This is a genomic window from Telluria sp. RT2P19, from assembly GCF_059685725.1.
On record NZ_JCASIL010000004.1, the window covers coordinates 397,196 to 408,629 of the forward strand.

General features: G+C 65.8%; 11 protein-coding genes. 7 read left to right on the top strand and 4 right to left on the bottom strand.

Features of this window, described 5'->3' with window-relative positions:
- Positions 1-17: 17 nt before the first annotated feature.
- Entirely contained in the window at positions 18-3,599 is a 3,582-nt protein-coding gene (locus AC56KW_RS08100; protein WP_497170214.1) for an ABC transporter permease/M1 family aminopeptidase, read from the bottom strand.
- A 10-nt stretch (positions 3,600-3,609) separates the two neighbouring features.
- Positions 3,610-4,530, bottom strand: coding sequence for an ABC transporter ATP-binding protein (locus tag AC56KW_RS08105; RefSeq protein WP_497170215.1), 921 nt, complete (start codon positions 4,528-4,530; stop codon positions 3,610-3,612).
- 231 nt (positions 4,531-4,761) lie between these two features.
- Here AC56KW_RS08105 and AC56KW_RS08110 point away from each other — a divergent pair, with 231 nt between their 5' ends.
- Positions 4,762-6,279, top strand: coding sequence for a YifB family Mg chelatase-like AAA ATPase (locus AC56KW_RS08110; RefSeq protein ID WP_497170216.1), 1,518 nt, complete (start codon positions 4,762-4,764; stop codon positions 6,277-6,279).
- 18 nt (positions 6,280-6,297) lie between these two features.
- Here the strand turns inward: AC56KW_RS08110 and AC56KW_RS08115 are convergent, their stop codons facing one another.
- Positions 6,298-7,248, bottom strand: coding sequence for a GlxA family transcriptional regulator (locus AC56KW_RS08115; RefSeq protein ID WP_497170217.1), 951 nt, complete (start codon positions 7,246-7,248; stop codon positions 6,298-6,300).
- Between the two features lie 117 nt (positions 7,249-7,365).
- The gene (locus AC56KW_RS08120; protein ID WP_497170218.1) at positions 7,366-7,548 is read right to left on the bottom strand and encodes a hypothetical protein; all 183 of its coding nucleotides are present in this window, start codon (positions 7,546-7,548) and stop codon (positions 7,366-7,368) included.
- Positions 7,549-7,701: 153 nt separating this feature from the next.
- On the opposite strand from AC56KW_RS08120, the gene AC56KW_RS08125 reads away from it, so the two are divergent.
- From AC56KW_RS08125 to tnpB, 6 genes are all read left to right on the top strand, one after another.
- Entirely contained in the window at positions 7,702-8,196 is a 495-nt protein-coding gene (locus tag AC56KW_RS08125) for a hypothetical protein (RefSeq protein WP_497170219.1), read from the top strand.
- Positions 8,193-8,939 carry an ABC transporter ATP-binding protein gene (locus AC56KW_RS08130; protein ID WP_497170220.1) on the top strand — a complete coding sequence of 249 codons (747 nt, stop codon included), beginning with the start codon at positions 8,193-8,195 and terminating at the stop codon, positions 8,937-8,939. Before AC56KW_RS08125 ends, AC56KW_RS08130 begins: the two co-directional genes overlap by 4 nt.
- Complete coding sequence (locus AC56KW_RS08135; RefSeq protein ID WP_497170221.1) at positions 8,936-10,495, top strand: permease-like membrane multi-spanning protein; 1,560 nt, start codon at positions 8,936-8,938, stop codon at positions 10,493-10,495. Before AC56KW_RS08130 ends, AC56KW_RS08135 begins: the two co-directional genes overlap by 4 nt.
- A gap of 77 nt (positions 10,496-10,572) precedes the next feature.
- Positions 10,573-10,914: a DUF1840 domain-containing protein gene (locus tag AC56KW_RS08140; protein ID WP_497170222.1), complete on the top strand. Its 342-nt coding sequence runs from the start codon at positions 10,573-10,575 to the stop codon at positions 10,912-10,914.
- Positions 10,915-11,040: 126 nt separating this feature from the next.
- A complete protein-coding gene (gene tnpA, locus AC56KW_RS08145; RefSeq protein WP_497170223.1) occupies positions 11,041-11,337 on the top strand; it encodes an IS66 family insertion sequence element accessory protein TnpA in 297 nt (98 codons plus the stop codon).
- On the top strand, positions 11,334-11,434 hold a 101-nt coding region (gene tnpB / locus AC56KW_RS08150; RefSeq protein ID WP_497170240.1), incomplete at its 3' end, for an IS66 family insertion sequence element accessory protein TnpB. The genes tnpA and tnpB, both read left to right, overlap by 4 nt.

Genomic DNA, 11,434 nt, shown 5'->3' on the forward strand with positions numbered 1-11,434 from the left:
GCTCCAGGCGCCCAGCCTCAATCGACGCTGACCTCCTTGCGGTTGTCGCGCGAGACGCGGTCGATCATCTTATTGTAGGGGTCGACGCCCACCTCGAACGGCTGCTCCTTCACCGTGACCGTCATGCCTGGATTGTCGCCGGACAGCACGCGCTTCTCGAGCAGCAGCACCTTCTCGTCGGACTCCTTCGCCCCCTTGGCGCGTGCGAATACGCCGATCTCCACCGGCTCGTCGTAGGCGCGCGGGGTTTCCTTGCCCTTGCCGTCGGCTTCCACCTTGGCCAGATGCAGCTTCAGCGTTACATCCCACTGGCCGTCGGGGCGCTTCCTGGCCGATGCCTCGGTCACGCGGTTATCGTAGAACACGATTTTCTCGAACATGTCCGCGATCAGGGCGTGCTTGTCGGCTGGCGCTTCAAGGCGGATATAGTCGAGCAGTTCCTTCGAGGTGGTGAACGGCGACTCCTGGTAGCCCTTGTCCTCGAGGAAGCGCTTGAGCGCGCGATTCAGCGCTTCTTCGCCGATCTCGTCGCGCAGGCGATAGAAGATCAGGCTGCCCTTGCGGTAGTGGATGTAGTCCTGGTTCTCCACGCGCATCAATGGCAGTTCCTCGATCACTTCGCCGCCGCGCGAGCGCAGGTAGCGATCGAGCTCGTAGCGCAGGAAACGGCGCATCTGGTGGCGTCCGTATTCCTTCTCCATCACCATCAGCGCCGAGTACTGCGACAGCGATTCGATCAGCATGCTCGCGCCCTGCACATTGGCGGCCGTGACCTGGTGGCCCCACCACTGGTGCGCCATCTCGTGGGCCGTCACGTAGAACACGTAGTCGATGTCTTCCTTGTCGCGCAGGTCGGCGATGAAGCCGATCGATTCCGAGAACGGGATCGTGTTGGCGAACGACTGGGCGAAGCTCTGGTAGTTCGGGAACTCCAGGATCCGCACCTGCTTGTGCTGGTAAGGCGTGAACTCGGTCGTGAAGTAGTCCAGCGACTTGCGCGTTGCCTCGATCATCCGGTCCACGTTGTAGCCATGCTTGGCATCGTGGTAGATCTCGATCGGGATCCCGTTCCAATCGCCTTTCTTCACCTGCCAGCTGGCCGACAGGTAGGCAAAGAACGGCATCATCTTGCGGTCCATCTTGTAGTGATAGTAGTTGCGGCCGTTTTCCTGCCACGACTTTTGCAGGTAGCCCGGCGCCAGCGCGATCTGGTCGCCGCTGGTCGACACCGTGGTCTCGAAGTCGATCCAGTCGGCGCCTCCGCCGAACATCGAATCGGCGCGCGCCGCTTCGTTCTCGAGCTTGGCCATGCGCTCCGGCTCGCCCAGCCCGCGCTTGCGGCGTTCGTTGCGGTCGGTCAGTTCGAAGTCGCTCTGGTAGCCGATCCGCGGGAAGAACTCGGCGTTGTTGAAGAAGGTGCCGTTCAGGTTGAAGGTATCGGCCTTGCCCGAGTTCGAGAAGCCCGGGCGGCGCGCGTCGACCGTGAAGTCGAGCGGCAGATGCGCGCCGGGCGCCAGCGCCTGGCTCAGCTTCAGGATCATGAAGCCCGACTCCCTGTCATCCAGCACCACCTGGTGGTTTGGCAGCTTGCCCAGGGTGGTCACGACATCCGGGTTGAGCTGCAGGCGCAGGGTATCGAGCGGCTCGCCGGTCTTGTTCTCGAGGACGTAGCTCCCCTTGACCATCACGCGGCGCTGTTCCGGATAGATGTCGACCGCGGCGCGCACGTCGATGACCTTCGCATGCGGCAAGTCCTTGTACTGGCGGTAGTTCTTCTCGTACCGCGCCTGCTTGTCCATGCTGATATTCGTGGCTTCGTAGCGGCCCAGGGTCACGGTGTTATGGAAAATCCAGCCGCCCACCAGGGCGAAAGCGACCGTGCACAGCGCCAGCGTCACACCCGCGCTCCCCTTTAGACGGCGCCCCGCTTCGCGCACGCGGGCGCGCCACTCGACCGACAGGCCACGCACCCAGAAGGCCTGGGCCACGACCAGCGCTGCCAGGCAGAACAGGGTCCAGTAGAGAGCGAACCAGGACCAGCCGGTAACGAAGTGACCGAAGCCGTTCATGTCCGAATAGGGCGTCTCGGGCAGCAGCGCGATGTTGTACAGGTTGTGATCGAAGTGCATCACGGACAGCACGATCTGCGAAATCATCAGCACGATCACCAGCAGGTAGCCGATGAACTTGTTGTTGGTCATGACCTGCAACACGATCGCGACCAGCGCCATCAGCACGAATGGCAGGCCGGCCATGAACATTCCTTTGACGTACACGCCGAATTCGACCGGCGAGCCGCCCTTGACCAGCTGGATGGCGATCGCGGTCAGGATGCCGGCAAACAGGAAGGCCAGCACCACGCCCACCAGCGCCAGGCTTTTCGCCACCAGCGGCGCCCAGTTCGGCATCGGCATGGCGTCGATCACATCGGCGATCCGGGCCTGCCGCTCCTTGAAGATCAACTCGCCCGCATAGAAGGTGACGATGATAATCAGGAGAAAGTTGAACGACCCTTTCAGCAGCTCGATCATCAGATGGGTGCGCGGATAGACGTCGGTGCCGAACATCTGGTCCATCTGGCTCGAACTGCCCACCATATTGAGCACCCCGAACAGCAGCATGACCAGGAACGGCACGCTCTTGAATACTGCGACGGCATCGAAGGCAAAGATGTGCCAGCACTGGATCCAGCGCATAGCGCCGGTCAAGCGCGGCGCAACGCGCGGCAGCGCGACCTGCACCGGCACGAAGGCCGGCGTGGCCTGCGCCCTGGCCTTGCCGAACAGGCGTTTGCCGGTGCCGGCGCGCTGCGGCTTGAACAGGGCCAGCGTCAGGCCGACCAGCACCACCGCCACCGCGCTCCACAGCAGGCGGTTGGCCAGCATATAGCCCTGGATGTCGGGCAGGCCGGCATTCGACTCGGCGGTCGAGAAGTAGCGTGTGGCGCGCCCCAGCGCACGGATGCCGAAGGGATCGGCCAGCACCGCGATCCACTCGTTGTCGATGTTCGAGGTGAAGCTGCCGGCGACGATCCACAGCACGAAGAAACCCATCACGCCGACGTACACCATCATGATCGAGCGCGTGGTGGCCGCCAGCAGCATCAGCAGCGCGCCGATGAAGAACAGGTTGGGCACGACCAGCACGCCCAGCGCCCACAGGTAGGCCGCGCCGGGGAAAGGACCGACGCGCTGGACGTCGATCCAGGGCATCAGCGGCCCGAGCACCATGCCCAGCACGATCAGGGCGAAGATGAACAGGCAGGCCACCAGGCCGGCGGCGAAGCGGCCGATCAGGTAGTCGTGCTTCTTCATCGGTGTGGCGAACAGCATGTCGGAAATGCCGATCTCCCCATCACGCAGCACGCTGCCGGCGATGAAGATGGTAACGACAAACATCGACATCAGACTGAAGACGCCGAGCAGCTGCGCGACCACTACCGGCGCGTTGCGGTTGACGTTGCCGATGCTGCCGCCGACCTGGATCGCGTCGCTGGTAGTGGCGCCGAAGGCCAGCGCGCCGAAGATCAGCGCGCAGACCCACAGCAAGGGCTGGCGCAGCTGGAAGTCCAGCTCGAACTTGAAGAATTCTCTCAGCATGCCGCGCTCCTCACGCCATCACCGGCGCTGCCTGCGCCGGCGTGCCTGCCTGGCCCGCGGCGCGGCTGGCGTTGCGGATCTGCAGGAAGTAGACGTCTTCCAGGTCCGGCTCGACGCTGGTGAAGCCATCGTCCGGCTGCGACTCGGCGTACACATTGATCTGCGGGCGGCCCGCCACCAGGCGGGTGGACAGCACATTGAAGCGTTGCTGGTATTCGGGCAGTGCTTCCTGGCTGACGGTGCGGCGCCATACGCGTTTTTTCAAGGTATCGATCGCGGCCTGCGGCTCGCCCTGCAGCAGCACGGTGCCCTTGGCGATCATGGCCATGCGCGGGCACAGGTCGGTCACATCCTCCACGATATGGGTCGACAGGATGACCACCACCTGCTCGCCGATCTTGGCCAGCAGGTTCAGGAAGCGGTTGCGCTCATCGGGATCGAGGCCGGCGGTCGGCTCATCGACGATCACCAGGCGCGGCGCGCCCAGCAGCGCCTGGGCGATGCCGAAACGCTGGCGCATGCCGCCCGAATAGGTGCCCAGGCCGCGCTTCCTCGCTTCCCACAGATTGGTCTGGTGCAGCAGGGCTTCGACGATCTCACGGCGCTCGCCCTTCGCGCTTAAACCCTTCAGCACGGCGAAGTGGTTGAGCAGCTTTTCGGCGCTGACCTTCGGGTAGACGCCGAAGTCCTGCGGCAGGTAGCCGAGCTGGCGGCGTAGCCCTTCCTTGTCCGCCAGGACGTCCAGGCCATGGAAGTGGATGCTGCCGCTGTCCGGGTCCTGCAGGGTGGCGATGGTGCGCATCAGCGAGGACTTGCCGGCGCCATTCGGCCCAAGAAGGCCGAACATCCCGTTCGGAATCTCGAGGCTGACATCGTTGATGGCCTTGACGCCATTGGCGTAGGTCTTGCTGAGCTGCTTGATCGATAACATCGGCGGTCACTCCTGAGGCGGTTGATGGTGATATGTATTTCCTGCAGATAATGTAGCGTTAATAGTTTGCAATGTCAGTATTTTGTGACAGGCGGTGGAAAAGCCGGAATGGACGACGAATTCGGGGGCATATGCGCATGCCTGTCCGCTCTCAACAGACGCCGAGATGCCCGCCTTACGATAGGCCTTCCCGGGCGCTTCATGCGCAAGGCATACGATGAAAGGAAGCCCATGAGTCTCGCCGTCCTGAGAAGCCGCGCCCTGGCCGGCATGGAAGCGCTTGCCGTCAATGTCGAGGTTCACCTGGCCAACGGTTTACCCGGCATCGCGATCGTCGGCCTGCCCGATACCGAGGTGCGCGAAGCGAAGGACCGCGTGCGTGCGGCGCTGCAGAATTCCGGCTTCGACATCCCCGCGCGCCGCATCACGATCAACCTCGCGCCGGCCGACCTGCCGAAAGAATCGGGCCGCTTCGACCTGCCCATCGCACTGGGCATTCTGGCCGCGTCGCACCAGATACGCGACGATGCGCTGCACCGCTACGAGTTCGCGGGCGAACTGTCGCTGTCGGGGGAACTGCGGCCGGTGCGCGGCGCGCTGGCGATGGCGTTCGCCATGGCCCGCGAGGGTGACAACGAGATGCGCGCTTTCATCCTGCCGCTGGCAAATGCCGACGAAGCCGCGCTGGTCGAGACGGCAGCCATCTACCCGGCGCGCACTTTGCTCGAGGTCTGCGCGCACTTCGCGAACGCGCCCGATGCGCCGAAGCTGGGGCGCCACCATGGTCCCGGCCTGGCGCATGCGCCGCTGTATCCCGACTTCGCCGAGATCAAGGGCCAGCAGCATGCCAAGCGCGCGCTCGAGGTCGCGGCGGCCGGCGCCCACTCCGCCCTCCTGATCGGGCCACCGGGCGCCGGTAAAAGCATGCTGGCGGCGCGGCTTCCGGGCCTGTTGCCGCCGATGAGCGAGACCGAAGCGCTGGAATCGGCCGCCGTGCAATCGCTGGCCGGCGGCTTCGCGCCCGCTCGCTGGCGCCAGCGGCCGTTTCGCAGCCCGCACCACACGACGTCGGGCGTGGCCCTGGTCGGTGGCGGCAACCTGCCGCGCCCGGGCGAGGTGTCGCTGGCCCATCACGGCGTGCTGTTCCTCGATGAGCTGCCCGAGTTCGACCGCCGGGTACTGGAAGTACTGCGCGAGCCGCTGGAATCGGGATCGATCACGATCTCGCGCGCGGCCCGCCAGGCCGACTTCCCGGCTCGCTTCCAGCTGATCGCGGCGATGAATCCCTGTCCCTGCGGCTGGCTCGGTCATGCGAGCGGCAAGTGCCGCTGCACGCCAGACGCCGTGCTGCGCTATCAGGGCCGCATTTCCGGCCCCCTGCTCGACCGCATCGACATCCAGTTGCCGGTGGCGGCCATGCCGCCGGAGAGCATGGGGGCGCAGGCCGAGGGCGAGCCGAGTGCGACGATCGCGCAGCGGGTGGCGGGGGCGCATGCGCGCCAGCTCGAACGCCAGGGGCGGCCCAACAGCCAGTTGGGGCCGGGCGAGATCGACCGCCATTGCGCGCCCGATGAAGCGGGACGGCGGCGGCTGCACGATGCGGCGCGCCACCTGCACTGGTCGGCGCGGGCCTATCACCGCGTGCTCAAGGTGGCGCGCACGATCGCCGACCTGGCGGATGCAGAGGGCGTGACCTCGAAGCATGTGGCCGAGGCGATCGGCTACCGGCGCGCCTTGCGCGACGATTGAATCGCTCGCCGCCCGGGCCTAGAGCGCCTGCTCGCGCGCGGCGCGCTTGATCGCCTGCGGCGGCTGGCCGAAGGCGCGCAAAAAAGCGCGCCGCATGCGCTCGGGGTCGGCGAAGCCGGTCTCACGCGCGACCATGTCGATCGAGTGGTTGCTGGTCTCGATCATGGCGCGCGCCGCCTCGACGCGCAGCACCTCGATCGCGCGCGCCGGTGACTGCCCGGTTTCGAGCCGGAAGCTGCGGCTGAACTGGCGCGTGCTGAGATTGGCCGCCTCGGCCAGCTCGTCCACCGACAGGTGCCGGCGCAGATGGCTCTTGGCGTAGGTGAGCGCCTGCTGGATGCGGTCGGATTTCGGTTCGAGTTCGAGCAGGGCCGAAAACTGCGACTGGCCGCCGCTGCGGCGGTGGTAGACCACCATCTGGCGCGCGATGTGCTTGGAGGCGTCCTTGCCCAGGTCGGCCTCGACCATTGCCAGGCACAGGTCGATGCAGGCCGTCATGCCGGCCGACGTCCACACCCGGCCATCGTTGATGTAGATGCGGTCTTCCTCGATGCGCGACTTTGGATAGGCGCGCTGCAGGTCGCGCGCCAGCGCCCAGTGGGTGGTGGCGCGACGGCCTTCGAGCAGGCCCGCCTCACCCAGGATGAAGGCCCCGGTGCAGATGCTGGCGGTGCGGCGCGAGGCCTCGCTGGCTTCGCGCAGGAAGGCCAGGAAGGGCGCGCTCGATTTCGCGCTCAGCGGGGTCATGATGCCGGCCACGATCAGGGTATCGTAGTCACGCCGCTCGAAGGCTTCGGTGAACACGCCGACGCCGGATGAGCTGGAGAGCACGCCGCCCTGCTCCGACAGCATGGTCATGTCATAGAACGGTCCACCGTCGAGGCCGTTGGCGATCTCGAATACGGTGGTGGCCATCAGGTCGAGCGCCTGGAAGCCGGGCGGGAGCAGGAATCCGATTCTGCGTTTCATGGCGGTCCTAGAATGCGCAACAGGGAAAATAATACGCCAAGATACGCCGGCCGGCCGAAGTCCCCATCTTTCGATGGAGTCCGGCCCGCCCGGCGCCGCGATCCGCGCAGGTCGACATCAGGCGCGGCGCCGCTGTTCGGGGTCGATCGGCAGCGTGCACGGGCGCTCGCCGGTGACCCTGAACACGGCATTGGGCAGCGACAAGGACGGCGCCGAGATACCGGGTGGACCGGTTTTTTGGCGCGGATGGTCGCAGACTTTTTCACCTTCGCCGGACAGATGAACCTCGATTCGGGCCATCCATGCCGACTGCAGAAACTGGTGCGAGGACAGGCCAACCACACTGCCGCGTCTCAGGAATACGGTCGCGGCAAGACGCCAAAAAACGGCTGATGGGATAGCCGCTGCTGCTACTATCGCTGCATGCGACCATCGATTTCGTTCTGGAGGCGCTTGCGCGCCCTTGCCCCGGCCCTGGTGGCCGGCGTCCTGCTTGCCGGCTGCAATCCCACTTATAACTGGCGCGACCACGCTAGCCAGGATGGCCGCTACAAGGTGCTGTTCCCGGCCAAGCCAGCCACGTTTACCCGTGCGGTGGACGTCGACGGCCTGCGGGTGGACATGACGATGACGGCGGCCGAGGTCGACGGCGCCACTTTCGCCGTCGGCGCCGCCACGGCGCCGGATGCCGCGCGCGCGCAGGCGGCGCTGCCGGCGCTGCGCCTGGCCCTGCTGCGCAATATCGGCGCCGCCGAAGACGGGACGACCGTGACGCAGAATGGCCTGCGCGTGGAGGCGACCGGCGCCGCCAATGGCCGGCCAGTGCGCCTGCATGGCCGCTTCGAGGCGCGCGGCGAGCGCTTTTACCAGGTCATCGTGCTCGGCCCCGCCAATGCAGTCCCGGCCGAGCAGGTCGAACAGTTCCTGACCTCGTTCACGCTGCAATGACAGTGACCTTGGATATGCCGCTGCCCGCCCTGCGCTTGAGCAGCCTGCGCAAGGATTTCGGCCGCCCTGCCGTGGATGGCCTCGACCTGGTCGTCCGGCGCGGCGAGTTCTACGCCCTGCTCGGCCCCAACGGCGCCGGCAAGACTACCACGCTGCGCCTGGTCACCGGCCTGCTGGCCCCGGACGCCGGCAGCATCGAGGTGCTCGGCATCGACCTTGCCGGCACACCAGCGGCAGCCAAGGCGAAGATGGCCTACCTGCCGGACGAGCCGATGTTGTACGGGAAGCTCAAGCCGTTCGAGTACCTGGAATTCGTGGCCGGCCTGTGGGGTGTGCGCGCCGAGGAGGCTGAACCGCGCGCAAGCGAGCTGCTCGACTGGCTCGACCTGAGCCAGCATGCGCACGAGCTGACCGAAGGGTTTTCGCGCGGTATGAAGCAAAAGCTGGCCCTGGCAGGCGCCTTGATCCACGAACCCGAGCTCCTGATCCTCGACGAACCGCTCACGGGCCTGGATGCGGCCGCGGCGCGCCAGGTGAAGGACTTGCTGCTGGCGCACGTCGCAAAGGGCGGCACCGTGATCCTGACCACGCACATCCTCGAAGTAGCGGAGCGGTTGGCGCAGCGCATCGGCATCATCCGCCAGGGCCGCCTGATCGCCGAGGGCACCCTCGACGAACTGCGCGCGCGCACCCGGGGCGGCAGCCTGGAAGACGTGTTCCTGCAGCTGACGGCGACGCCATGAGCGCGGCGCCGGGCAGCGTCGGCTGGCTGCTGCGGCACGAGCTGCGGCTGGCCTGGTTCAATGCAGGCGGCGGCAAGGATGGGGGCAAGGACGGCAACGGCAGGCGCCGGCCGGGCAATGCGGCGATCGTCCTGGCGCTGGCCGGCTGGGCCGCGCTGCACCTGCTTGGCTGGGTGACGGTGCGCAAGCTGGCCGGGGTGCCGGGCGACGATCCGCGCATCCTGCTTGCCATTTCCGCCATACTGGCGGGCGGTGCGACCTTCATGCTGTCGTCGGCGATCAAGTCGAGCGTGCTGGTGCTGTTCGAGCGGGGCGACCTCGATCTGCTACTTTCGTCGCCCCTGTCCTCGCACAGCATTCTTACGGTGCGCCTGGCCGGCGTGACAACCGGCACGGCTGCCATCTACCTGTTCTTCCTGGCTCCTTTCGCCCACGCCGGCCTGCTGCAGGGACAGTGGCGCTGGCTCGGCATCTATCCGGGTGTGGTCTCGATCGCGGTACTGTGCAGCTGCGTGGCGATGCTGTTGACGCTCGGCCTGGTGCGCGTGCTCGGCGCGCGCCGCACGCGCGTGGTGGCGCAGGTGATCGGGGCGCTGGCCGGGGCTTTGCTGGTCATTGCGTCCCAGCTGCAAGCGTTATTGTCCAGCGAGTCACAGGGCCGCTTGCGCGAATTGATCAATGGCCTGCCGAGCGGGGAAAGCGCAACCCGCAGCGCCGCCCTGCTGCCGGCGCGCGCCATGCTGGGCGAGCCGCTGCCCATGCTGCTGCTGGTCGCCACCGCGGCTGTGGTGTTCGTACTGACAGCGCGGCAGACCCACCGCTTCTTCGCGCATGGGCTGCAATTGGCGGCGTCCTCGGCGCGCCGAAGTGGGGCCCGAGCAGCGCCGCTGCGCCACCATTTCGGCCGCAGCCTGTTCGCCGCCGTACTCGTCAAGGAGTGGCGCCTGATCGTGCGCGATCCGCACCTGCTGTCGCAGGTGTTGCTGCAGCTACTGTTCTTGCTACCGCTATTTTTCATCATCTTCAAGCGCTCCGAGGCGCAATTACAAGCGCTGGGAGCCGGGCTCGCGCTGCTATGCAGCTCGCTGACAAGCGCGCTGGCCTGGATCGCCCTCATGGCCGAGGACGCGCGGGACCTGCTGCTGGTGTCTCCCGCTTCGACGCGCACCGTCAAGCGCGCCAAGCTGGCGGCCGCTATCGTGCCGGTGCTGGCGCTGGTCGCGATTCCCCTGCTATGGCTGACCGTGAATATGCCGGCTGTCGGGCTGGTCGTGTTTTTCGTCGTATGTGGCGCAGTGACGAGTGCGGGACTGACTGTATTCTGGTGCGGCTTGCCTGGGGTGCGCAGCAATTTCAAGGGCCACGGCAAGGGCGGGATCGTGATGAATGTGCTCGAGATGTTCAATAGCCTGACCTGGGCGGCGCTTGGCTGGTTGCTCGCGGGATCGACGCGTTCACCGCTTTCGGACGGGGAAGCGATGGCGCTCATGGCGAGCGGGGTGTTTGCAGTCGTCGTTCCGGGGGCAGCCTGGCTGCTGAGGGTAAAGCGGCGCTGAGCTTGTGCGAACGAGCGCACTGTGAAGGTGCGCCAGTCGTGCTATCGTTTAATCACTAACAAAACCAAGAGATAGCCATGTTGATTACCTTTAAATGCAAAACCTACCCAGAAGTCCTGATGTACCAGGAACATGCCAAGCGCATTCTCGACCTGCTGCACAAGGAACCCGAACGCGGTGTGATCACCGCGGCAGAAGCCGAGCGCGCGGTACAGGTGGTCGAGGCGGAGGTGGAAGAAAGCCGCAATCACCTGGCGACCGACCAGGTGTCGCAGGACGTGCAAGCCCACCATCGCGATGAGGATGACCATGACCATGGACCCATTGAAATGGTCAGCTTCTCGACCCGCATGTATCCGTTGCTGGAAATGCTGCGCTCGGCGCGGGATAACAAGACCGATATCTTGTGGGGCGTTTGAGGCATTCCCGATCTCGCTGGCGGACGCTATAAGGTGGATGGCCCTGCCACGTAAGCGTGCAGCCCACCCACCTGTAACGTAGCCGCGATGACGTGCAGACTCGAGGTTTTCTACTTCGAGGATTCCATGACCCGTCAACGCATTCCCGCATCGACCTGGCATGAGCGTGTGGCGCAATGGCGCAGCAGCGGGCTGTCGGCCCAGGCCTATGCCCACGAGCACAATATCGGCGTGGAGCGCCTCAAATACTGGGCACGCCGCATCAAGCGCATGGCGGGCGGCGCCGAGTTTCTGCCGGTGCGCATCAGCACACCAGCGGCGTCCAGCCCCCTCGAACTGCGCAGCGCCTCGGGCTGGAGCCTGCGCATGGATGGCGGCGTCGATGCCGTCTGGCTGGCTAGGTTGCTGCAGGAGTTGCGGTGAAACTGCTGCCCGAATCGATCTGGCTTGCGGTCGAGCCCGTTGACATGCGTACCGGTGTCGATGGGCTGTCACTGCATGTGCAGCAGGCGTTGGGCCG